Source organism: Corynebacterium sp. MSK150 (genome assembly GCF_030229215.1).
Classification (GTDB): domain Bacteria; phylum Actinomycetota; class Actinomycetes; order Mycobacteriales; family Mycobacteriaceae; genus Corynebacterium.
The window spans coordinates 211,575-234,799 of the sequence record NZ_JASPHM010000002.1 but is presented as its reverse complement, the minus strand read 5'-3'; the positions used below and the strand labels follow the sequence as shown (position 1 = coordinate 234,799).

The following is a 23,225-nucleotide window of genomic DNA, read 5'->3' as shown; positions in this document are numbered from 1 at the left end:
AGTGTCCCTACTTCAACATGTCCTTTAGGTACCTTCCGGTATAGGAGCCTTCCACCTGCGCAACATCTTCCGGGGTACCCTGGGCGACTATGGTGCCACCGCCGGCGCCGCCTTCCGGCCCCATATCCACGATCCAGTCCGCAGCCTTGATGACATCGAGGTTGTGCTCAATGATGAGCACCGAATTGCCCTTGTCAACGAGGCCTTGGATAACCAACATCAACTTGCGAATGTCCTCAAAGTGCAGACCAGTGGTCGGCTCGTCCAAGATGTAGATGGTCCTACCGTTGGTGCGCTTTTGCAGCTCCGAGGCGAGCTTAACGCGTTGCGCCTCACCGCCAGACAGCGTGGTAGCGGCTTGGCCGAGGCGAACGTAGCCCAAGCCGACGTCGACAAGCGTGGCAAGGTAGCGGTGAATCGAGTTGATGGGCTCGAAGAAGTCCGCTGCCTCAGAAATCGGCATGTCAAGAACCTCAGCGATGTTCTTTCCCTTGTAGTGCACCTCCAGGGTCTCGCGGTTATAGCGAGCGCCCTCACACACCTCACATGGGACATACACGTCCGGCAGGAAGTTCATCTCGATCTTGATGGTGCCATCGCCTTGACATGCCTCGCAGCGTCCACCCTTGACGTTGAAGGAGAAGCGGCCGGCCTTGTAGCCGCGAACCTTAGCCTCCTGGGTTTCGGCAAAAAGATTACGGATCTTGTCAAAGACGCCCGTATAGGTAGCCGGGTTGGAACGCGGGGTACGGCCAATCGGGCTCTGGTCTACCTGGACCAACTTATCCAAGTGCTCCACGCCCTCGACGCGCTTGGCGCGGCCGGGGACCTGGCGGGCGCGGTTGAGCTTATTGGCCAAAGTCTTGGCCAAAATCTCATTGACCACGGTGGATTTACCCGAGCCGGAAACGCCGGTAATGCACGCCAGCACTCCCAGCGGGATTTCGACGTTGATGCCCTTGAGGTTATTCTCGCGCGCGCCTACGACTTTCAGGGTGCGGTCCTTGTCAATCTCGCGGCGGTGATCCGGGACGGCGAGCACCTTCTTGCCAGAAAGATACTGGCCAGTCAGGGACTCCTCTACCTTTTCAATTCCCGCCGGTTCGCCCTGGTAGACCACCTCGCCGCCATATTCACCGGCACGCGGGCCCACATCGACGAGCCAATCGGATTCCCGAATGGTGTCTTCATCATGCTCGACCACAATGAGGGTATTGCCAATATCGCGCAAACGCTGCAGGGTCTTAATAAGGCGCTGGTTATCGCGTTGGTGCAACCCAATGGAAGGCTCATCGAGCACGTACAGAACGCCGGCCAAACCGGAACCAATCTGCGTGGCTAGGCGAATGCGCTGCGCCTCGCCGCCCGAAAGCGTGGACGCGCCGCGATCCAGGGTCAGGTAATTCAGACCGACGTCCAGAAGGAAGCGCAACCGATCCTGGGTTTCCTTGAGTACCGCACCGGCAATGATTTCCTCGCGGTGGCCCAGAACCAAAGAGTCCAGGAATTCAGAGGCATCTTCAATCGAAAGCGCACACAGCCCCGCAATGGACTGCTCGCCGTGAGTAGTAGAGGCCAAGCGGACGGCCAAGATCTCCGGCTTCAGGCGCGTGCCCTTACAGGTGCTACACGGCACGCGGCGGGTGTACTGCAGCAGGCGGTCCTTTTGGGACTGCGAATCGGTCGTTTCCAGCTTGCGGTGAATGAAACCAGTCGCGCCCTCAAACGGCGCGGTCCAATTGCGCTGGCGCCCGTAGCGGTTTTTGTAGCGAACCTGCACCTCCTCGTCCGTGCCATAGATGAGCGCGTGGCGCTGCTCCTTGGTCAATTCGCTCACTGGGGTCTTAGGGTCAAAGCCCATTGCCTTGCCCAGACCCTCCACTAGCTTGACAAAGTAACGGGAGTTGGGAGAAGAGTGCCACGGCTGAATTGCATCAACCGCCGGGGCATCTGGGTCCGGAATAAGCAGGTCAACATCTACTTCCAGCTTGGTACCCAAACCATCGCACACTGGGCAAGAACCGAACGGGGCGTTGAAGGAAAAGGCCCGGGGCTCATACTCTTCAATGGTCAGCGTGTGACCATTAGGGCAGGCGGCCTTCTCCGAGTACGTGTGGGTGAGCTCTTCCTTATCCACGAACTCGATGGTGACCAGTCCATCCGCCAAGCGCAGGGCCGTTTCCACCGAATCCGTTAAGCGTTGTTTCTGCGAGGCCTTTACCTGCAGGCGGTCAACCACTACCTCAATATTGTGCTTGATCTGCTTCTTGAGCTTGGGAGGATCGCTGAGCTGATGGGTCTCTCCATCCACTCGCACGCGGGAGTAACCCTGCGCCGAAAGATCCTGAAAAAGATCCACAAACTCGCCCTTGCGCTTACGAACTACCGGTGCAAGCACCTGGAACTTCAGCTTTTCTTCCAGATCCAGCACCGCATCCACAATCTGCTGCGGCGTTTGGCGCTCAATCACCGCATCACACTTTGGGCAGTGCGGCGTACCAGCACGGGAAAATAGCAAGCGCAGGTAGTCGTAGATCTCCGTGATCGTGCCCACCGTAGAGCGTGGATTATGGTTGGTGGATTTTTGATCAATGGACACTGCGGGTGACAGGCCATCAATAAATTCCACGTTGGGCTTGTCCATCTGCCCTAAGAACATGCGGGCATAAGAACTCAAGGATTCCACGTAGCGGCGCTGGCCTTCAGCGAAGATGGTGTCAAAGGCCAGCGAAGATTTACCCGAGCCGGATAGGCCGGTAAAAACAACCATTTTATCGCGGGGGATATCGATATCCACGCCCTTGAGGTTGTGCTCGCGGGCACCGCGCACCACCAAACGATCAGCCACTGTGCTCAGACCTCCAGTACTAGGGATTGCAATCTTCCCTCGAATGTACCCGTAGGCTAGGACACATGACTAACGAGCTTCAGCTACATCAAATTTCCGTCTCCGAGATGGACAATAACTGCTACCTCCTCCAGGCGGGCGAAGAGGGCTTGCTTGTCGACGCCGCCGATGACGCCCCCGCAATCCTCGACATGGCCCGCAAGGCCGGAGTGAAAATCACCGCGGTGCTTACTACCCACCGCCACTGGGACCACGTGCGCGCACTCGAGGAGATTTTGTCCGAAACGGGTGCCACTCACTACGCCTCCTTCCTTGATTCCCCCGCCATCCCGGCCAAGGTAGACGTGGAGCTGCGCGAGGGCGATTCCATCGAGTTCGCAGGTCTTCAGCTGCCCGTCATCATCTTGCGCGGCCACACCCCAGGCGGGGCGGCACTTGTTGCAAGCATCGATGGCGTCACCAACCTCTTCGTAGGCGATTCCCTCTTCCCCGGCGGCTTGGGCAAGACCACCTCTGAGGGCGACTTCGTACGCCTATATAAGGACGTCACCGCGCGCATCTTTGATGAGTTCCCCGACACTACGGTCGTGCGCCCGGGACACGGAAAGTCCACGACCTTGGGCGAGGAGCGCCCCAAACTTGGTGACTGGTGGGAACGCCGCTGGTGATCCAATGGCGAATTTCCGCGTACAATGGTCTAGCACACGATAGGTCTAGAACAACGAGCTTAAGGAGCTTTAAGGACTATGATTCGCAAGCTTGCCCGCCCCATGCTGGCATCCGTATTTGTATGGGAAGGCGTAGACAACCTGCGCAACGCGTCCGAGCACGTGAAGGAAACCGAGGGTTTCCTCAAGACCGTGCGCAAGGCCGTTCCTTCTGAGTACCAGGGCTACATCCCGAATGACCCAGAACTAGTTACCCGCGCCATTGGCGGCGCAAAGGTAGGCGCCGGCTCCACCTTGGCTCTGGGCAAGGCACCGCGCACTTCCGCTGCAGTTCTGGCCGCCGCTACCCTGCCCAACTTGATTGGCAAGAACAACTTCTGGGCTGCGGACAATAAGGAAGACAAGGAATCCCGCCGCAACGGATTCGTTACCAATACCGCTTTGCTCGGCGCCCTGTTTATCGCTACCCAGGACACCGAGGGCAAGCCTTCCCTGCGTTGGCGTGCACAGAAGGCAGGCAAGCGCACGAACAAGAAGATTCAGCAGGCACTGCCTACCAAGTCTGAGTCCGAGCAGAAGCGCGAAGAGCTTTCTGCCCGCGCTAACGAACTGTCTTCCAAGGCTGGCGACTGGATCAACGAGACCTCTGCTAAGGCACAGGCTTACGTAGACGACAACAAGGATGACTGGCAGTCCACCGGCCGTGGTCTGCTAGACACCGCAAAGTCCTATGTTGACGATGCCAAGACCTACGTAGAGGACAACAAGGACGATTGGCAGGAGTCTGGCCGCGGCTTGCTGGGCAACGCCAAGTCTTTCATTGAGGACTCGGTCGACAACGCCAAGACTTACGTTGAAGACAATAAGGGTGACTGGCTCGAAACCGCACAGGCAAATCGCGAGATCGCCCGTACCCGTGCTGTAAAGGCAGCTACCAAGGCTCAGGCACGCGCCGACAAGGCCGTCGCCAAGCTGGACACCGCCCAGTCCAAGCGCGCCAACAAGAAGGCATCCAAGCACGCTGACAAGCTGCAGCAGGAGGCAAATAAGAAGATTGAGGCAGCTATCAAGAAGCTGGAAAAGCGCTCGAAGTAGCCACGACTTCTTCGGTCGAATAACTCGGCGGTGACACACGGCCCAGCCTTATGCTGGGCCGTTGTTCTTTGTCACGGCAGGGTCTAAACTCATCTCTCCCCCTCGCCGGACAGCGTGCCCGGCAGCTTCCTCCCCATCAACGTCCAATTACCAAGGAGTCACGTGAACTCAGCATCCCATAAGCACGCGACGGCTGCAGGTTCCTCGGAGCGCGAAGCCATCGCTACGGAGCAAGATTATGTGGACGGCCTTTTCGCCCGCCTCGACGATGAGGTGGCTGCAGCAAATAAACGGCTCAATGAGGTGCAGGCGGACGTTGATCCCTCCACCCCGGACGCGGATGCTTTGGTGCGCCGCGAAACGGAATACCACGGGCTCCAAGCCAAGCTGGATCGTCTCAATGTGGCCCAGATGGGATTGGTCTTTGGCCGCATCGACATCGACGCCCCAGGTGACAATCCCACTCCGGAAGGCCTAGATCGCCGCTACATCGGCCGCATGGGACTCGATGCGCGTGAAGATGACTATCGCACGCTACTGCTTGACTGGCGTGCCCCAATGGCACGGCCCTTCTACCTCGCTACTACCGCCCAGCCAGAAGGCGTGCACACCCGCCGCCAAATCCGCACCAAGGGGCGCACCGTCACTGGTATTCATGATGAAGTCCTTGCTGGCCCCGGAGTGCGTGAAGAAGAGGCCGGCGTAGCGAGCGAATCTGCGCTCTATCACGCCATGCAACGGGCCCGTACCGGTCACATGGCCTCAATTGTGGAGACCATTCAGCGGGAGCAGGACGAGATTATCCGCGATAACACCCGCGGCGTGATGGTGGTAGAAGGCGGCCCCGGCACCGGTAAGACCGCAGTGGCGCTACACCGCGTTGCCTATCTGCTCTATACCCACCGCGAGCTGCTTTCTGCCACCGGCGTACTTATCGTGGGCCCCAATAGCAGCTTCTTGGACTATATTTCGCGCGTGCTCCCAGAACTGGGCGAGACCGGCGTAGTGCTCTCCACCATTGGTGGGCTCTTCCCTGGAATTGAACCAAGCCACGAAGAAGACCTCGTAGCCCGGGAAATCAAGGGCAGTGACGCCATGGTGGAAATCCTCTCCACTGCGGTCAAGGACTACCAGTTGCTTCCCGACGCCCCTCGCGAGCTGACCGTCGACGGCCTTACCTTAAGCGTCACACCACACATGGTGAAAAGCGCCCGCACACGTGCACGGCGCTCGCGCAAGCCGCACAATGAGGCGCGTGGTGCCTTCATCGAGCACCTCGTAGAAGACCTAGCCCAGCAAATGGCAGAAAAGGTCGGTGCCGATCCGCTTGGCGGAAAGAATCTCCTGTCGCGCGCCGATATCGATCAATTCCACGATGACCTTGCTGAGGACGCGGCCGTTACTGCCTTGATCGATGAGTTTTGGCCCGAACTACACCCCACCGATGTACTTGCTGCTCTAGTCTCCTCGCGCGAGCGCATCGCTTCTGCCGCGCACGGGTATGACGAGGAAACCCAAGAAGCGCTCTACCGTGCAGAGGGACGAGCATGGACGGATTCGGACGCGGCCTTGCTAGACGAGCTTGCCGTCCTCATCGGCCTGCCCAACCCTGAAGAAAAGAAGGCAGCCGATGACGCCGCGTGGCGCGAGCAAGTGGCGGATGCGGAAGACGCATTGGATATCTTGTCTTCCTCCGAGTCCACAGATAATGACGATGACATGTTTGAAGCAGAAATCCTCTCTGCCCACGATGTCATTGACGCCGAAACCTTGGCGCACCGCCAGGAGGTACGCGATAAGCGCACCACTGCCCAACGCGCACGCGAAGACCATACATGGGCTTATGGTCACATCATCGTGGACGAAGCCCAGGAATTAACGCCTATGGAGTGGCGAATGCTCTTCCGCCGCTGCCCTTCGCGGTGGATGACTTTGGTGGGTGATACCTCCCAGACTGGTTCCCCGGCAGGTGTTGATGACTGGGGCGAGGCCCTCGAGCCCTTTGTAGCTCAGCGCTTTCGTCACCATTTTCTTACCGTCAATTATCGCACCCCGCAGCCCATCACGGAATTGGCCAATGGACTTTTGGAAATGATTAACCCTGACGCCATTCCGGCGACAGCCATCCGCGATGGCGTGCAGGTGCGCCGGCTTGAGCAAGGCGCCTACACCCCTGGAGTACACAGCGAAGAGGACGGCAGGCTCACAGCGGTTATTGACGCCGCCACGGCGGAGCGCTATAAGGGCCTGGAGTTTGATCACGTGGTTGTGCTCGATCCGCAGCGCATCGTGGATGCCTCCCCACAGGGATTGCAGAACCTCTATGTCTGCATCACTCGTGCCACCCAATCGCTCACGCTCGTCGGTGACTGCGGCGAAGTTCTTTAGGCTCCCGTAAGCTTTGTGCCATGGCCTTATCTGACATCATGCGCAAAGCTGAAAGCTCACTAAACTCCTTTACTTTGAAGCGCTCTCAACGGCGTGGATGGCAGCCCCTGATCGTGGGATATACCGGTTATGGCACCACCGATCAGGTGAGAATCTTCGGCCGCGTACTCATGCATGATCCTGATGAAGGCAAGAGGGATACGTGGGGTGAGCGCGGCTACCAGCAGTTTCTTACCATTCAAGTAGGACACCACGACGTTTCGGTAACTATTGGGGAACAGACTGTCACCGGTACCACCGATCGAAACGGATACATTGACTTACTAGTCCATGACCACGATTTAGAGCCCGGCTGGCATACGGCAATGATCGAGGCCGCAAACGCGAATGCCGTGGAAGTCCAACTACTTATCGTTGATCCGGCGGCCAAGATCGGCATCGTTAGCGATATCGATGACACGGTGCTTGTCACGTGGCTGCCGCGCGCGCTCACCGCGGCGTGGAATTCCTGGGCCAAGCGCCCTAGCAAGCGACAGGCCGTTCCCGGAATGGCCGAATTCTATGCTCAGCTGCAGCGGCGCTTCCCCCAAGCCCCAGTGTTTTATCTTTCTACAGGCGCTTGGAATACCTTTGGCTCGCTCAAGAAATTCCTGTCCCACCATGGTTTCCCCGCGGGTCCCATGCTGCTGACGGACTGGGGCCCTACGGAAACGGGGCTTTTCCGCAGTGGTCAGGAGCACAAGCGTGTTCAGCTGCGCAATCTACTCATCGCCTACCCGGATATGCAATGGATTCTCATTGGCGATGACGGACAACATGATCCATTGACCTACGGCGATGTGGCTAATGAGCATCCGGACCGGATTCACTCTGTGCTTATCCGCAATCTGAGCCCGCAGGAGCAGTTGCTCTCCCACGGCTCCCTTAGCCCTTTGGCCGATGCCAATGAGGAGGGCCACTTCTCTATCCCCTTGATTCAGGGCGCGAACGGCAACGCCATTGCCGCCGCATTCAACGCTGCACACCCTACGGAGTAAGCTGCGCTTAACGACGAAACCCGCCTTGGTCTTTTCAAAGCAAGACCAAGGCGGGTTTTAATTGCCGTTCTTAGCTGACGGTGTGAACAATCATTACGTCGCAGTCGGACTGGCGAGCAACATCTGCCGGCACGGAGCCCAGCAGGCGGCCGGTGAGAGAGTTGATGCCGCGGTTGCCCACGATGAGTAGGTCAGCATCGTTGTCGTTGACGATGGACATCAGGGCCTGTACCGGGGTGCCCGGGCGAACAGCGGTTTCGACCTTGGAAGCACCGAACTTCTCAGCGTGTGCCTTAGCGTCCTTGAGGTTTGCCTCGGCCTTCTCATCGCCCAAGATGGTTACGGAATCCTGGCGCAGGGTCTTGGAAGCCTGCTCCTGGTTCTCGTAGTAAGCACAACCGATAATCAGAGTGGAATCGAATGCGGCGGCGATCTTAGCTGCTCGCTCTACAGCGAGGAGAGAAGACTTAGAACCGTCAGTACCGACAACGATCGTGTTGTAGTCGCTCATGATGACCTTTCTTTGTGGGTGTGTACCCAGAGTGTTTATTTAGCCTACAAAGGCTTTACTGCCAGTGTAACAACGAAAAATGTTTAACGTTTCTCGCTGGTATTAACTACGACGACGTCTACCTTTGACTTGTGGGTTAGTTCTGTTGGCACAGAACCGAAGACTCGACCACGAACGGAGTTCACGCCGCGGTTGCCCACCACGAACAGGTCCACATCATAGTCCTGGCCTACCTCCAACAAGGCTTTTACTGGGTCTCCAGATTTCCCTACGATTTCAATGTGTTCCGCACCCTCTGACTCAGCGATACGGGTGGCATTGGTCAGGTAGGTACCGGCCATGTCCTCACTTACAACGGGCAGACCGGCTTCGTCGCCCCTCGGAGCACCAAGCATGGATCCAGCGTGGTTATAAAAAGCTGAGATAATAATCAGCTTGGCGTCGTACGCCCGTGCCATGGACGCCGCAGCGCGGACTGCGCGCAGGGAGGTTTCAGAGCCATCGGTGCCGACGGCAATGTTTTTATAAGTAAGCATTATTCTCCTTGCAGTTGAACTACTTCACAGTGACAACTAAACGGCGCTTCTGGCACTTATCCAGTATAACTAGCGCAGCCCTTTAGAAAAGTACCCGCGGAGCCAATCATCACTTTCAGGGGGAGAAAACTAGATTCCCGCTTCCTTCAATCCACGCAGTTCCTTCTTTAGATCAGCAATCTCATCGCGCAGGCGTCCAGCCAATTCAAATTTGAGCTCGCGCGCGGCGGCACCCATTTGGGCCGAGAGGTCGTCGATAAGCGCCTGCACCTCATCGGTAGCCATGCTGGAAATATCCCGCTTCTCCACCACTGCAGAGGGGTCAGAGTTGGACTCTTCGTCCCCACCGTCTTCATAGACCTGGTCAAGGATATCGGCAATCTTCTTCCGCAAAGGCTGCGGGTCGATGCCATGTTCCTTGTTATAGGCTATCTGCTTTTCGCGGCGTCGCTCCGTCTCCTCGATTGCCTCCTGCATCGAATCGGTGATTTTATCGGCATACATAATCACCTCGCCAGAGACGTTACGGGCAGCACGGCCAATGGTCTGGATGAGCGAGGTGGTAGAGCGCAAGAAACCTTCCTTGTCTGCATCCAAGATGGCAACGAGCGATACCTCGGGGAGGTCAAGGCCCTCACGCAGAAGGTTAATGCCCACCAGCACATCAAACTCGCCCAAGCGCAATTGCCGCAATAGCTCAACGCGCTGCAAGGTATCGATATCCGAGTGCAGGTAACGCACCTTAATCCCCTGCTCCAGCAGGTAATCGGTGAGGTCTTCTGCCATACGCTTGGTCAGCGTGGTCACCAGTACACGCTCTTGCTGCGAAATGCGGGTGCGCACTTCATCAATAAGGTCATCAATCTGGCCCTTAGTGGGTTTGACGGTAACCTTCGGATCCACCAGACCTGTCGGGCGAATCACCTGCTCGACGTATTCACCGTCCGAGGACGTAAGTTCAAAGTCACCTGGGGTGGCGGACATGTAGACGGTTTGTCCCACGCGTTGTTCAAACTCATCAAAGGTCAGCGGGCGGTTATCCACTGCGGAGGGCAACCGGAAACCGAATTCCACCAGGTTGCGCTTGCGGGACATATCGCCCTCGAACATGCCGCCAATCTGTGGGACCGTGACGTGAGACTCGTCAATAATGGTGAGAAAATCCTCGGGGAAGTAATCCAGCAGAGTTGCCGGTGCGGAGCCGGCCGGACGGCCATCGACGTGGCGGGAGTAGTTCTCAATGCCAGAGCAAAAACCTACCTGCTCGATCATTTCTAGATCGTATTCGGTGCGCATGCGAAGTCGTTGTGCCTCCAGCAGTTTGCCGCGGTTTTCTAGATCTTCTAAGCGCTCGGCCAATTCCTCTTTGATGGCAGCCACAGCTTTCTCCATGCGTTCGGGCCCTGCCACGTAGTGGGTCGCTGGGAAGATACGCACCTCATCTACTTCCTCGATGACATCACCAGTGACGGGGTGAATGTAGTAAAGGGAATCGATATCATCACCGAAGAATTCAATGCGCACCGCGCGCTCCTCATAAGCCGGAATGATATCGACCGTGTCACCCTTGGCGCGGAAGGTACCGCGGGTAAATCCCACGTCATTGCGTTCGTATTGGATATCCACCAGCAAACGGAGGAAGCGGTCCCGATCCAGCTCCTCGTCCACGGAAATAATGACCGAGCGATCCAAATAGGACTGCGGGGTACCCAAGCCATAAATGCACGACACGGAGGATACAACCACCACGTCTCGGCGGGACAGCAGCGCCGAGGTGGCCGAGTGGCGCAGACGCTCTACGTCCTCGTTGATGGACGAGTCCTTTTCAATATAGGTATCCGTCTGCGCAATATAAGCCTCTGGCTGGTAGTAGTCATAATAAGACACGAAGTACTCCACCGCGTTATGCGGCAAAAGTTGGCGCAGCTCGTTCGCTAGCTGCGCTGCCAGGGTCTTATTTGGTGCCATCACCAGCGTGGGGCGCTGCTGTTTTTCAATCAACCACGCGGCAGTAGCGGATTTACCAGTACCGGTAGCACCCATGAGTACTACATCGCGCTCATCGCGGTTGAGGCGTTCGTTGAGCTCTGCAATAGCAGCGGGCTGGTCGCCGGCCGGTTCGTATTCAGAGACAACCTGAAACTCACCTGGGGTGCGCTCGACCTCGCTGACGACGCGGTGCTCGGAATTTGGAATAAGAGGATGTTCAGCAGCAAAAGCCATGCCCACTACTCTACTGCTTATATGGCGCGGCTAGCTATGTTCACGGCAAGGAGTCCTGCGCGGTGCGCAGCCACTCTTCCAACTCGCCGGTGGTCTCCCACAGCGCATAAACCGAGGAGGTCTCTGGGCGCATTGCACTATTGATGCGACGGCGCAGCCATGCTTTAGACTGTGGCGTATACAGAGGCGCGAGATCCTCGCGGTGAATTCCCTCCGGCAATGCCTCAGCCTTCAGCTTTAACAAAGCACCCAGCGCGATCATGGTTTCCGCGTCATCGGAGTCCATGGGCTCTCCCGAGCATGACTGTTGAAAGGCTTTGAGATCGAAAGAGCCATCACGCAAGCTAGCGAGCAGTTCTCGCGCTGCGTGATTATCAAAAGGCCCTGTATCCCACGTTCCCACGGCGAGTAGCCTAAGGCGCGAAAGTTAACGCAACGTCTAAACTGCGTAAACTCTAACCGCCCAATGGTTAAAGTTTGGGTGACTCCACTTCTAAGACTCCGCTTCTATGCGGTCCATGACCTCGGCCGTTCGTGCGCGCAGCTGCTCCAGCGTGCCGTTGTTGTCAATGACGTGAGTGGCCGCGGCGAGTCTTACCTCATCAGTTACCTGCGCTGCTATGCGACGGCGCGCATCGTCCTCTTCCAGCCCGCGTGAAGCTACGAGGCGACGGACGCGCTCTTCTACGGCCACGTCGACCACAATGACGTAGTCCATGTCTTTGTCTAAGCCGTTATCCACCAAAAGCGGCATATCGTAAACGGCGAAGTCATAGCCGTCTTCACGTGCCTCCGCGAATTGGCGCTGCGTTTCCGCTTGGATGCGTGGATGGGTAATGGAGTTCAACAGTTCGGTATGTTCCTTGTCCGCAAAAGCTCGCCGAGCCAATTCCTTGCGGTTGAGGCTGCCGTCCGGCAGCAAAATATCTTCTCCAAATGCTGCCGCCAGCTCCGCTAACGCAGGCCGCCCGGGCTTGACGACGTCGCGCGCAATGCCATCGGCATCGACCACTTCCCATCCGCGCTCGCGGCAGAGCGTTGCGACTGTTGACTTGCCACTGCCAATACCGCCTGTAAGGCCAATGAGTTTCATGGCAGCCACCCTACGCGAAAAGGAACCCCGCCATACACGATGATGCGGGGTTCCTCTGTCGCTATAGGTGTCAGCGTTACTTTATTCCGCTGCTTCCTCTGGCTTCGGGGGAATGCGGAGCAGTTCATCACTCGGGGTAACCTGGCCGGCTTCGCCGGAGACCGCGCCGAATTTGGTGGCGTTAGTGACCACAACCGGAGTAATCAGGTTATAGCCCTTGGAGCGGATGAACTCCGAGTCAAAGCTAATCAGCTTATCCCCTGCGGAAATGCGTTGCTTCTTTTCCACGTGCACGTCGAAGCCTTCGCCGCCCAGTTCCACGGTATCGAGGCCTACGTGGATGAGCAGTTGCACGCCATTGTCGAGGCTTAGGCCTACCGCATGGCCGGACTTTTGAACGGTGAGCACCTTGCCGTCGGCAGGCGCATAGACGGTAGTGCCAGTTGGCTGGACTGCCATGCCAGGCCCCAGCTTCGCGCCTGCGAAGATAGGATCTGGGACCTCTGAGAGGTCCACTGCCTCGCCCTCTAGAGGGGAATCCAACACGATGTCGTCCTTGCCAACCTGCTTGGCGGCAACACCAGTAGCAGCAGCGCCCGCAGCGCTGGCAGCAACGGCGCCACCCGCATGCGAGGACTCTTTCTTGTCGGCCTGGGTGGACTTAAACTCCGAACGAGCAGCTACGTCATCCACAGATTCGCCCTGTTCGCGGGCGATGCGCTCCAAGTCTGCCTGCTTTTCTTCTGCTGTGCGGTAGCCGAAGAACAGGGTCAGGAAGAAAGAGGTAAGGAATGCAGCCGTGATACCAAGGACGTAGCCCAGCTGCGGCGTCATAGCACCAGTGGTCAACGCAGAGGTAAAGACGAAGGCCTCAGCGCGGACATCAAAGATACCGATGATTGCGCCGCCTACCGCACAACCTGGCAGCAACCGGTAGTAGCTGCGGCGGAAGCGCAACAAGATGCCGTAGAGGGAAGGCTCCGACACGCCACCGAGGATGCCCGCTGCGAAGGCACCAATAGAGACCTGGCGCATGGCATTGTTCTTCTCCCTGAAAGAGATAACCATGACCGCGCCCACAACGCCGAAGCAGGCGAAATTCCATGCGCCCATCGGACCCTGGATGAAGTCGTAGCCGTAGGTTGCGATGTTCTGAATCATGATGACATTCAGCGGCCAGTGCAGGCCCATCGGAACGAGGAACGGGTACAGCAGCGGAATGACGATAGCCAGGATGAACGGCGAGAAATCATTGATTTGGTACAGGACCCAAGAAATGCCATTGCCTACGCCAATGCCGAACGGGCCGAGCAGGAAGGCCGTTGCCGGAATCATGATGAGCAAGGAGAAGAACGGCACGAAGACCATATGAACTGCGCTCGGAATGATCTTCTTTAGCCCCTTTTCCACCCAGTAGAGGCCGATTGCGGCCAAAATGGGCGGGAAGACCTGGGAGCCATAGGAGTTGATGACCAACGGCAGGCCAAATACGTTGACGGTATCGCCTTGCTCACCCAGCGACATAAATTCGGGGGTCAAAAGCGCTGCGGGAATAGCCGCGGAGACCCACATATTCGCACCCAGCTTCTGGGCCGCGGTCGCACCGACCATTACCGGCAAAAAGTAAAAGACCGACTGGAACATTGCGTGAGCCAGCCGGAAGCCTTCTGGTTGCTCCTCCAGCGGTGCGCGGAAATCCTGGATGTGCGCCGTGTCTGCCAGGATGAGCAGCATGATAATGAGTGAGGCACCCAGCAATGCCCACAGGACTGGGCGGAAGGTATCAGAAAGGAACTCGAAGCAGTAATCTACCCAGTCATACTTACCGCGAACACCGTCATACTCCTTCTTGGAGGACGCTTCTTTATCACCGGAAGCATGCACACCGGGCTGCTTAATGATCTCGTTGTAGTAGTCAGCGACGCCGCCGCCCATGACTACCTGGTAGCCGTGAGCGCCCTGGGGCACGGTACCAAGCACCGCTGGGTCGCTATCGAGCTTTTCTTGATCAACTTTCCCCGCATCTGCAAGTTGGAAGCGCAGGCGCGTCGCGCAGTGCGTCAGCGACGTGATGTTGTCGGCGCCACCGATACTCTCAACGATGTGGGTGGAAGTGTCCTTAATAGATGCCACTTCTTACTCCTCAGTTCAAATACCACTTATAACCAGTACTGCACTGGCTATAACGTCAGGTTTGAGTATAAGAGGATTCCCACATGAACAAAAGCCCGTTTTGTGGACTTGCCAGGGAGTTTTTCCATTTGTCACTGCTTGTCCGCTGGTCAACCACCTAAAGGCGACGAACATCCCGGCAAACGATTGCACAAACTGTCTAAAAGATCACAAAAGCCGCGCCCACCCCATCTAGGTGATGAAGTGGGCGCGGCCGTGAGCCAAGCCTTCAGGCTTAGCGGAAACTAAGCGGAAGCTTTAGTTGCCAGCGAGCTTGTCGCGCAGTGCAGCGAGCTGCTCGTCGGAAGCCAGGGAGCCGCCAACCTCTGCCTGAGTCTCGGATGCCGGAGCTGCATCGGAGGAATCAGAGGAGTAGTTGGAGGACTCTGCAGACTCAGCAGCCTCAGCGGCTGCAGCGCGGTTGCGCTCGATCTGAGCGGTGTGCAGGTTGAAGCGACGCTCGGACTCTGCGTAGCGTGCCTCCCAAGCCTGACGCTGCTCGTCGAAGCCTTCCTTCCACTCGTTGGTCTCAGGGTCGAAGCCCTCAGGGAAGACGTAGTTGCCCTGCTCGTCGTAGGAGTCAGCCATGCCGTACTTGGACGGATCGAACTCTTCGGTGTAATCCTCGTCTGCCTGCTTAACGGACAGGGAGATACGACGACGCTCGAGATCGATGTCGATGACCTTGACCATAACTTCCTGGCCAACGGTGACAACCTGGTCCGGAACCTCGACGTGGCGCTGAGCCAGCTCGGAGATGTGAACCAGGCCCTCGATGCCCTCCTCGACGCGAACGAAGGCGCCGAACGGAACGAGCTTGGTGACCTTGCCTGGAACGATCTGGCCCACAGCGTGGGTGCGGGCGAATACGCGCCACGGATCTTCCTGGGTAGCCTTCAGGGACAGGGAAACGCGCTCGCGGTCCAGATCAACGTCCAGAACCTCAACGGTTACCTCATCACCAACGGTGACAACCTCGGATGGGTGGTCGATGTGCTTCCAGGACAGCTCGGAAACGTGAACCAGGCCGTCGACACCGCCGAGATCGACGAAGGCGCCGAAGTTGACGATGGAGGAAACAACGCCCTTGCGGACCTGGCCCTTCTGCAGCTGGTGTAGGAACTCGGAGCGAACCTCGGACTGGGTCTGCTCGAGGTATGCACGGCGGGACAGGACAACGTTGTTGCGCTGCTTGTCCAGCTCGATGATCTTTGCTTCCAGCTCCTGGCCGATGTACGGCTCCAGGTCACGGACGCGACGCATCTCAACGAGGGATGCAGGCAGGAAGCCACGCAGGCCGATATCCAGGATGAGGCCGCCCTTGACAACCTCGATAACGGTACCGGTAACAGGCTCTTCCTTGGCCTGCAGCTCCTCGATGGCGCCCCATGCGCGCTCGTACTGTGCACGCTTCTTGGACAGGATCAGGCGACCTTCCTTGTCCTCCTTGGTGAGAACAAGTGCGTCAACCTCATCGCCGACCTCAACAACCTCGTCCGGGTTGACGTCGTGCTTGATGGACAGCTCGCGGGAAGGGATAACGCCTTCGGTCTTGTATCCGATGTCCAGCAGTACCTCGTCGTGGTCAACCTTGACGACGGTACCCTCGACAATGTCACCATCGTTGAAGTACTTGATGGTGGCGTCTACAGCTGCGAGGAAGTCCTCTGCGGTTCCGATATCGTTAATCGCAACCTGCGGGGTGTTAGAAGATGGCATATTGAAAAAATGCTCCGAATAAATGTAGGAAATCGAAATTGGACAACTGCGCGTCTCTCGAAAAAAGCTTGCTAAGCTGCGCAAATGCAGCTAAAACGAGAAATATTCGATCCCGCCTCGTGATTACTTAAAGCCTTCCTACAGGGACTTAGAACAACCCGTGGCATAGACACGCCCGTCCAACACTACATCTGTCCAGCTTAAAGGGCAAATACACGGACCAACTATTTTGCAAAGGATTTTCTCCCACCGTGACTTCCCCCTCGCACGCGAACCAAGCCTACTGGGATAGCGACGCCACCAACTACCACGCCGAGCACCCCGACTACCTTTCCTCCTTTTATTGGTGCCCAGAAATGCTCCACGAGGACCAAGCACACTTGCTAGGCGACGTCTCGGCTTCTTCCGTCCTCGAAATTGGCTGCGGCTCCGCCCCGTGTACCCAATGGCTCCAGACACGCGCGCACTTCGCCACCGGCTTCGATATCTCCCGCGGCATGCTCAACCACGCTGCACTCGGACTCCCCTTAACCCAAGCCGATGCGCTTTCACTCCCCTACGCCACCGACTCCTTCGACGCCGCATTCTCGGCTTTCGGCGCCTTTCCCTTCCTTGCCAACCTTGACTTAGCCCTAAGCGAAGTCTCCCGCGTTCTTAAACCAACCGGTCGCTTTGTCCTTTCGGCCAACCACCCGATGCGCTGGATATTCCCTGATGACCCCGCCGATCTGACGGCCGATATCAGCTATTTCGATCGTGCTTATCTGGAGCAAGACCACGATGGCAACCTGACCTATGCGGAGTTCCACCGCACTATCGCCGATTGGTTTCAGGCTTTACAGGGCGAAGGCCCTTTCCTAATCGAGGACATTATCGAGCCCGAATGGCCTAAGGATCTCACCACCACTTGGGGCCAATGGTCGCCAGAGCGAGGCGAAATCTTCCCCGGCACGATTATTTTCGTCTGCCGGAATTGCCGCTAACCTATGGGCATGTTTCTGGATCGAATTGGCCTACTTTTGCGCCGTGGCCTCGCATGGTGGATCGACGCTTTCCTGGCAGCGGCCGTGATCGTTGTGGGGCGCTGGGCAATCAATGCACTTGCCGACGCCCCCTTAACCGGCCACACCCTCGAGATTTACAACGCTGTGGCCCTCGCCCTAGTCTTCTACGCCTACCGGGTATGGGCCGAGGCCACGAAGACAACCTCGCTGGGAAAATGGTCACTCAAGCTGGAGATCCTCGCTACCCACCCCGGATGGCGCGCAGCCTGCCTCCGCAATTCCTGGCTGTTACTTTCTATGCTCACGCTGACGGGAGTACCGTTTATTGTGCCGTTGCTACTCGGCGTCCTAAGCGTGAGTGTCCTCGCCTTCGGCCAAACCCCTTTTGACATGCTGGCCAATTGCCTAGTCGAGCGCCGGCCTCAGATGGACACGCCTTCTTTTCGCGGCACCAAATAATACAGGAGCGCAAGGACTACCAGGACAGCGAACATCCAGGAAGATGGGAAAAGGAATGCTAGTGCCGTAGCTACCACCATCACCGCGGCGGCCGTTAGTCTTCTGACCTTCGGGTTGGCTGCCACGCGGGCGATGGTCATGGCGGCCACAACATAAGACACCGCAATAATTCCGTACCCGATGGCATAGGCCTTATGTTCTGCAAGAAACCGTTCAAGCCCGAGGCCAGCAATATCGATGGCTAGAAAGTTTACTTGAATGGCCCACAGGCTTTCAAAGACGCGGAGGATCCACTTATTCGTCTTCTCTTCTAACGTCACTGCTCGGCAATTCCCTTCTTGACTTTTCGACTTACACTCATAACTTTTTCCGCACAGAAAAGGCTACCTAAAAACTTAGTGCGCATCGCGCGACAACTTTTGAACTTTCCGTATTGCATAGCCGGGCATGCCCAAGTCCTCAATGGCTTGCTTATTCCACGTCCCACGAACCTGTCCATCCACCACGATGGCGCGGCGAAATACTCCACGATTTCCCGGTACCAGTACTTCATGGACCTCGTTTGTCATCGCAAATAGACGGTCTTGATAACCCAAGATGTACTCGTCAAATGCTCCCAGCAGCAATACCGATTGCTTCTTTCGCGCTTCGGCCATTCCCACTATCTCAGCCGAAACAAGGTCCTGGGAATCATCGCCGCAGCGCACGATGTCCGGCGGGAGGCATTCGGCTGCGGGCCGTATCAGTTTTTGTGGGAGCTTTGCCCACCAGGCAAAGTCCCGCAACGTTGCGGGACCGTGAGTGCGGAAGTACCGAGTCATCAGCTCCGCAGTCGCCGCAACTTTATCACCGTTGAAGGTCTCCTCTAGCCCCGGCAGATCCACCGGCGAGATGAGCTGTTCCGCTCCGGAATAGACGGCGTGACCGCTTTCCATTGCTACACGCACAACATGCCAAAAGGGTACGTCGGGCAACGCTGTTGCAGCCCGGTCCTTGAGTTCGGCGCGCGAAAGCGGACGATCAATGAGCTTGTTTACCTCTGCCCGCAGCTCGGTATCACCCTTGCGCCCTTTGGCGCAGAGTTCGGTTATCCAGCCTATGTCCTTGATAGAAGCCGCGAAAAGCGTATTCCGCATGGGATACCCACGCACAATGTTTCCAGCATCCGAATGGTCTTTCGCCCGCAAAGCCAGTGACCGGCGAACCGAATGCAGGTCCTGGCCTTGCATGACACCGAAGGCGCGGGCCGCCTCCTCAACACTCTCCCACCGCCGCATGGTTAGGCCTTGCGAGGCGAGCCTCAGGCGCGCCTTTTCCCGGCGAGAGAAAGTAACCGAGCTAGTGGGCTGCGGCATCCCAATCCTTGCCGGCACCGGCGGAGACCTCCAGCGGCACGTTCAGCTCAATCGCTGAGTCCATCTCGCGCTCGAGAATCTCTCGAACTTTGTCCGCCTCACCGGAGGCGACTTCAACTACCAATTCATCGTGCACCTGAAGCAGCACACGGGACTTCAACCCTTGCAGTGCGCGGTCCACGCGAATCATTGCCACCTTAATGATGTCAGCGGCAGTGCCCTGAATCGGCGCATTAAGTGCTGCGCGCTCCGCGTTCTCGCGTGCTAGGCGGTTATCGGAGTTGAGCTCTGGCAAGTAGCGGCGACGGCCAAAGAGCGTTGCCGTGTAGCCATCCCTGCGGGCTTGGACCACGACTTCATCGAGGTACTTCTTCACGCCGCCAAAGCGCTCAAAGTAGCTTTCCATAATGGACTTTGCCTCGCCCGCCGGAATGCCCAATTGCTGGGATAGACCGAAAGCGGAAAGACCGTAAACCAACCCATAGGACATGGCCTTGACCCGGCGGCGCAGCTCGGGTGTCACCTGGTCAACTGGAACGTCAAAGACTCGAGAGCCAACATAGTTGTGCAGGTCTTCGCCTTCCTTGTAGGCCTCGATGAGGCCCGGGTCTGCGGAGAGGTGCGCCATGACACGCATCTCAATCTGGGAGTAGTCCGCAGTCATGAGTTCATCGAAGCCATCGCCCACGATGAAGGCAGAACGAATCTGGCGGCCTGCTTCGGTGCGCACGGGGATGTTTTGCAGGTTGGGTTCGGTGGATGACAAGCGGCCGGTAGAGGCCACGGTTTGGTTAAACGTGGTGTGAATGCGGCCGTCAGGCTGCACGGTTTTGATGAGACCTTCCAAGGTGGTCTTCATCTTCTGGTACTCGCGGTGTGCCAAGAGATGATCGAGGAAAGGGTGAGGGTTCTTAGCCGCGAGCTGTTCAATCTCCTTGGCCGCGGTGGAATAGCCCGTCTTCGTCTTCTTGGTCTTGGGCAGCTCAAATGTCTCAAAGAGCACGGTTTGCAACTGCTTTGGCGAGTTGAGGTTGAGCTTGTCATCGCCGGCAAGCTCGCGGGCGGCGCGCTCTTGTTCGGCAACCTGCTCTACAAAGGCGTCCTTTTGCGTTTCGAGAATGTCAACGTCAACGGCAATTCCGGTAGCCTCCATGCGCGCCAGAATGGTTACCAGCGGCAGCTCCAGGTCGGTATAGAGCTCGAAAGAGTCAATCTCCTGTAGCTCTGCGGTGAGCCTTTCTGCAAGCTCCATAATTGCTGCGGCCTGGTCCACTAGAGAGGAATCATCCAGCAGGGAAAGCTGTTCCGTGGCGGCGCCGAGGGTCTTTTGGAGGTGGCGCTGGTAGACGTCGGCAAGCGCATAAGTGCGCTGACCGGGGCGTAACAGGTAAGCGGCAAGGGCCGTGTCATGAGCGATGCCTGCCAGCTCAATCCCGCGGCCGGCGAGCATATGGAAAGCGGCCTTCGCTTCGTGGAAATACTTCGGCGCATCGGAGGCCAACCACTGCGCAAGGGCCTTATCATCCTCGGCAGTAAGATCGCCCAGCTCCACTTGCAGGCCGTGGCGTTCTTGGTCCACGAAAGCAATCGCCGAAGCATCACCCTGCCCCGGGTTTCCCTCGCCTTGGACATAAACTGCAACGTGCTTACGGCCTGGCAGCCACTGAGACAATGGCTCATCGTCGATGACTGTTTCTAGCTCTTGGACTTCCTCGGCTTGCTGCGCTGCCTCAGCACCATCATTGGGAATGGCGGCGAGTACGCGATCGCGCAGGTTGGTACCGAACTCTAGGTCATCGAACTTGGCGGCAACGTCGGCGACCTTGGCTTCCTTAAACGCCAAATCGTCGGGACCGACTTCTAAGTCCATGTCCGTGATCATCTGGGTTAGTTTCCGGTTCATCTGCACCTGCTCGATGCGCTCGCGGAAGTTATTGCCCACCACGCCCTTAATTTCCTCGGCGTGCTCTACCAAGGATGCCAAGTCTCCATACTTGACTATCCACTTGGTGGCAGTCTTCTCGCCCACCTTTGGGATGCCCGGCAAATTATCGGAAGGATCGCCACGCAGCGCGGCAAAGTCTGGGTACTGCGCGGGGGTGAGACCGTACTTTTCTTCTACCGCGGATGGGGTAAAGCGGTGGAGCGTGGATACGCCCTTCATGGGATAGAGCACCGTCGTGGACTCATTAACCAACTGCAGGTAGTCACGGTCACCGGTAACGATGAGGGTCTCATAGTCCTGTGCCTCGGTTGCGAGTGTAGCCAGAATGTCATCGGCCTCGTAGTTCTCACGAGAGAGGGTGGTAATGCCCAGTACCTCGAGCACCTCGCGAATGAGGTCTACCTGACCCTTGAATTCCTCCGGCGCAGCCTCGCGCTGGGCCTTATAGTCCGGGAACATCTCAGTGCGGAAGGTCTTGCGCCCCACGTCGAATGCCACCGCAATGGCGTCGGGGGTCTCTTCCGCCACGATATTAGAGAGCATCGATAAGAAGCCATACACGGCATTAGTGTGCTGACCTCCTGAGGTGGAGAAATTATCCACCGGCAGGGCATAGAAGGCACGAAAGGCCATAGAGTGGCCGTCAATGAGCAGAAGTCGAGGCTGATTAGTAGTCACCTGCCCCATCCTAGAGAAGCCCCCCGACATCCGAACACCCCGGTGTAGATATTGTGGATGACGTGGGCATTCCCCCACTGCCCCTACCCAATTAGGAATTCGCCTAGTGCCTGCGCTACTATTTTCACAGTCAAAGGCAATCCGCCTTTACACTGTGCGCCCCTGTAGCCCAATTGGCAGAGGCAACGGATTCAAAACCCGTCCAGTGTGAGTTCGAGTCTCACCAGGGGCACAATGTGAAGTCTCGAGACATCGTTCCGGTCGGTGTCTCGAGATTTTTCGTTTTCAGTTGCCCCGTTGGGGGCTGAGTTTGTTGTCTTTCTTGTTGTAGTAGATCTTTTCTTCGGTGAGTGTGTAGGCGGCGATTTGTGCCCCGGTGGCGGTTATTTTGATGTCGACATGGTTGTCGACGCAGACCATTGTGATGGGTTGTCCGCCCCATCTGCGTCCGATGTAGAGGCGGCGTAGTTTGCCGCCCCATCGCAGGGTTGTTTTGCCGTTGGTGCTTACTTTGTCGGTGCGTAGTCGGTAGTCGCGGTCTGGTTTGATTTCTGTTGGATGCGCTTTTGGTAGGGCTGTATAGGCTTCTGCGGGGGTGGTTCTGTTTAGGGCTCTATGGGGGCGTTTGTAGTTGTAGTATCCGATGATTTCTTTTAGCTGAGCGTTGAGTTCATCGAGGTTGTGAGCTGGTGTTTTGTTCGAAAGGGCTAGTTTAAGGGTGTAGTGGAAGCGTTCGACTTTTCCTTGGGTTTGGGGGTGGTAGGGTTTGCCGTTTTTCTGCTTGATTCCTAGGTCGATGAGTAGTTGCTCGAAGCCGTTTCGTGCGGGGTTTGTCCGATCGGCGCTGGTTGTGAATGCTCGGCCGTTGTCGGTGAGGGTGGATTGCGGAAAGCCGTGTATTTGCCCTGCGTTAATGAAACTTTCCATGACGTTTGCCACGGTAGCGTTGTTGTAGGCGTGGCACGAGATGATGAACCGGGAGTGGTCATCCAAGATGGTGAGGATGACTACGCGCTTGTGTCCTGCGATGGTCCAGTCACTGTAGTCCATTTGCCATGTTTCGTTAGGTTGATCGGCTTGGAATCGTGTCCATGAGCTGCGGGGACGCTTTTGTGGCTGTGGTGTGACGTGACCGTTGTTTGTCAGAACTCGGTGGATTGTTGACGGTGCTGGTGGTGGGTCGATTCCATCTTGTTGTAGGTGCCATCGAATGGTGTGGGCACCGGCATCGGTACCGCGTTTTGTGAGGTCTTGGCGCAGTTGAAGGATGCGGTCGACAGTACTGGGATCGAGTGCTCGAGGATTCGTGCGAGGGCGTTTAGATCGTGGTTCTAGCGCCTTGATTCCGCCATCTCGGTAGCGGGCTTGAAGTGTTCGGATCCATCGTGTGCTGACATTGAAGTGTTCAGCTGCTTCGGCCTGGGTCATACCGGTGGCGAGCATGGTTTCGATGATGATTTTTGGGCTTGGTTTTGAGCTCTTCTCCATTTTTAA

At 57.1% G+C, this 23,225-nt stretch carries 18 protein-coding genes and 1 tRNA gene; 7 read left to right on the top strand and 12 right to left on the bottom strand.

Annotation, left to right across the window (positions count from 1 at the left end):
• Positions 1–7 precede the first annotated feature (7 nt).
• Entirely contained in the window at positions 8–2,848 is a 2,841-nt protein-coding gene (uvrA, locus tag QP941_RS02270; RefSeq protein ID WP_284867853.1) for an excinuclease ABC subunit UvrA, read from the bottom strand.
• Between the two features lie 65 nt (positions 2,849–2,913).
• Here uvrA and QP941_RS02265 point away from each other — a divergent pair, with 65 nt between their 5' ends.
• The 4 genes from QP941_RS02265 to QP941_RS02250 all read left to right on the top strand — a co-directional run bounded on the left by QP941_RS02265 (position 2,914) and on the right by QP941_RS02250 (position 8,036).
• On the top strand, positions 2,914–3,516 hold the full coding sequence (locus QP941_RS02265) for an MBL fold metallo-hydrolase (protein WP_284867852.1): 603 nt from the start codon (positions 2,914–2,916) through the stop codon (positions 3,514–3,516).
• Positions 3,517–3,594: 78 nt separating this feature from the next.
• A complete protein-coding gene (locus QP941_RS02260) occupies positions 3,595–4,611 on the top strand; it encodes a DoxX family protein (protein ID WP_239279283.1) in 1,017 nt (338 codons plus the stop codon).
• A 162-nt stretch (positions 4,612–4,773) separates the two neighbouring features.
• Positions 4,774–6,999 carry a HelD family protein gene (locus QP941_RS02255; RefSeq protein WP_284867851.1) on the top strand — a complete coding sequence of 742 codons (2,226 nt, stop codon included), beginning with the start codon at positions 4,774–4,776 and terminating at the stop codon, positions 6,997–6,999.
• A gap of 20 nt (positions 7,000–7,019) precedes the next feature.
• Entirely contained in the window at positions 7,020–8,036 is a 1,017-nt protein-coding gene (locus QP941_RS02250) for an App1 family protein phosphatidate phosphatase (RefSeq protein WP_284867850.1), read from the top strand.
• A gap of 70 nt (positions 8,037–8,106) precedes the next feature.
• Here QP941_RS02250 and QP941_RS02245 read toward each other — a convergent pair whose 3' ends face one another.
• The 7 genes from QP941_RS02245 to rpsA all read right to left on the bottom strand — a co-directional run bounded on the left by QP941_RS02245 (position 8,107) and on the right by rpsA (position 16,290).
• Positions 8,107–8,547 (bottom strand): universal stress protein, encoded by a 441-nt coding sequence (locus tag QP941_RS02245; protein WP_239279280.1) that lies wholly within the window; start codon positions 8,545–8,547, stop codon positions 8,107–8,109.
• 83 nt (positions 8,548–8,630) lie between these two features.
• A complete protein-coding gene (locus QP941_RS02240; protein ID WP_005323274.1) occupies positions 8,631–9,083 on the bottom strand; it encodes a universal stress protein in 453 nt (150 codons plus the stop codon).
• A gap of 129 nt (positions 9,084–9,212) precedes the next feature.
• On the bottom strand, positions 9,213–11,306 hold the full coding sequence (uvrB, locus tag QP941_RS02235; protein ID WP_179386448.1) for an excinuclease ABC subunit UvrB: 2,094 nt from the start codon (positions 11,304–11,306) through the stop codon (positions 9,213–9,215).
• Between the two features lie 40 nt (positions 11,307–11,346).
• The gene (locus tag QP941_RS02230) at positions 11,347–11,709 is read right to left on the bottom strand and encodes a DUF4259 domain-containing protein (protein WP_284867849.1); all 363 of its coding nucleotides are present in this window, start codon (positions 11,707–11,709) and stop codon (positions 11,347–11,349) included.
• Between the two features lie 90 nt (positions 11,710–11,799).
• Positions 11,800–12,399, bottom strand: coding sequence for a dephospho-CoA kinase (gene coaE, locus QP941_RS02225; RefSeq protein WP_284867847.1), 600 nt, complete (start codon positions 12,397–12,399; stop codon positions 11,800–11,802).
• An 81-nt stretch (positions 12,400–12,480) separates the two neighbouring features.
• Positions 12,481–14,532: a glucose PTS transporter subunit IIA gene (locus QP941_RS02220; protein WP_284867846.1), complete on the bottom strand. Its 2,052-nt coding sequence runs from the start codon at positions 14,530–14,532 to the stop codon at positions 12,481–12,483.
• A 297-nt stretch (positions 14,533–14,829) separates the two neighbouring features.
• The gene (rpsA, locus tag QP941_RS02215; RefSeq protein ID WP_023021654.1) at positions 14,830–16,290 is read right to left on the bottom strand and encodes a 30S ribosomal protein S1; all 1,461 of its coding nucleotides are present in this window, start codon (positions 16,288–16,290) and stop codon (positions 14,830–14,832) included.
• A gap of 251 nt (positions 16,291–16,541) precedes the next feature.
• Between rpsA and QP941_RS02210 the strand changes: the two genes are divergently transcribed.
• Positions 16,542–17,273 (top strand): class I SAM-dependent methyltransferase, encoded by a 732-nt coding sequence (locus QP941_RS02210; protein WP_284867844.1) that lies wholly within the window; start codon positions 16,542–16,544, stop codon positions 17,271–17,273.
• Between the two features lie 9 nt (positions 17,274–17,282).
• The gene (locus QP941_RS02205) at positions 17,283–17,753 is read left to right on the top strand and encodes an RDD family protein (protein ID WP_284867843.1); all 471 of its coding nucleotides are present in this window, start codon (positions 17,283–17,285) and stop codon (positions 17,751–17,753) included.
• Here the strand turns inward: QP941_RS02205 and QP941_RS02200 are convergent.
• From QP941_RS02200 to polA, 3 genes are all read right to left on the bottom strand, one after another.
• Positions 17,717–18,073: a hypothetical protein gene (locus QP941_RS02200; RefSeq protein WP_284843957.1), complete on the bottom strand. Its 357-nt coding sequence runs from the start codon at positions 18,071–18,073 to the stop codon at positions 17,717–17,719. The two genes, QP941_RS02205 and QP941_RS02200, sit on opposite strands and share 37 nt — an antisense overlap.
• Positions 18,074–18,148: 75 nt before the next feature.
• On the bottom strand, positions 18,149–19,030 hold the full coding sequence (locus tag QP941_RS02195; RefSeq protein WP_284867842.1) for a DNA glycosylase AlkZ-like family protein: 882 nt from the start codon (positions 19,028–19,030) through the stop codon (positions 18,149–18,151).
• A 61-nt stretch (positions 19,031–19,091) separates the two neighbouring features.
• A complete protein-coding gene (polA, locus tag QP941_RS02190; protein ID WP_284867840.1) occupies positions 19,092–21,740 on the bottom strand; it encodes a DNA polymerase I in 2,649 nt (882 codons plus the stop codon).
• A gap of 149 nt (positions 21,741–21,889) precedes the next feature.
• Between polA and QP941_RS02185 the strand changes: the two genes are divergently transcribed.
• A tRNA-Leu gene (locus QP941_RS02185) sits at positions 21,890–21,963 on the top strand.
• Positions 21,964–22,016: 53 nt separating this feature from the next.
• On the opposite strand, the gene QP941_RS02180 is transcribed toward QP941_RS02185, so the two are convergent.
• Positions 22,017–23,219, bottom strand: coding sequence for an IS481 family transposase (locus QP941_RS02180; RefSeq protein ID WP_284867838.1), 1,203 nt, complete (start codon positions 23,217–23,219; stop codon positions 22,017–22,019).
• Positions 23,220–23,225: the final 6 nt, after the last annotated feature.

What these genes read in the sequence shown, in the direction of transcription:
- QP941_RS02265 (WP_284867852.1), top strand. Translation starts at nt 2,914, where the DNA reads ATGACTAACGAGCTTCAGCTACATCAAATTTCCGTCTCCGAGATGGAC.
- QP941_RS02260 (WP_239279283.1), top strand. Translation starts at nt 3,595, where the DNA reads ATGATTCGCAAGCTTGCCCGCCCCATGCTGGCATCCGTATTTGTATGG.
- QP941_RS02250 (WP_284867850.1), top strand. Translation starts at nt 7,020, where the DNA reads ATGGCCTTATCTGACATCATGCGCAAAGCTGAAAGCTCACTAAACTCC.
- QP941_RS02245 (WP_239279280.1), bottom strand. Translation starts at nt 8,547, where the DNA reads ATGAGCGACTACAACACGATCGTTGTCGGTACTGACGGTTCTAAGTCT.
- QP941_RS02240 (WP_005323274.1), bottom strand. Translation starts at nt 9,083, where the DNA reads ATGCTTACTTATAAAAACATTGCCGTCGGCACCGATGGCTCTGAAACC.
- uvrB (WP_179386448.1), bottom strand. Translation starts at nt 11,306, where the DNA reads ATGGCTTTTGCTGCTGAACATCCTCTTATTCCAAATTCCGAGCACCGC.
- coaE (WP_284867847.1), bottom strand. Translation starts at nt 12,399, where the DNA reads ATGAAACTCATTGGCCTTACAGGCGGTATTGGCAGTGGCAAGTCAACA.
- rpsA (WP_023021654.1), bottom strand. Translation starts at nt 16,290, where the DNA reads ATGCCATCTTCTAACACCCCGCAGGTTGCGATTAACGATATCGGAACC.
- QP941_RS02205 (WP_284867843.1), top strand. Translation starts at nt 17,283, where the DNA reads ATGTTTCTGGATCGAATTGGCCTACTTTTGCGCCGTGGCCTCGCATGG.
- QP941_RS02195 (WP_284867842.1), bottom strand. Translation starts at nt 19,030, where the DNA reads ATGCGGCGGTGGGAGAGTGTTGAGGAGGCGGCCCGCGCCTTCGGTGTC.
- polA (WP_284867840.1), bottom strand. Translation starts at nt 21,740, where the DNA reads ATGGGGCAGGTGACTACTAATCAGCCTCGACTTCTGCTCATTGACGGC.
- QP941_RS02180 (WP_284867838.1), bottom strand. Translation starts at nt 23,219, where the DNA reads ATGGAGAAGAGCTCAAAACCAAGCCCAAAAATCATCATCGAAACCATG.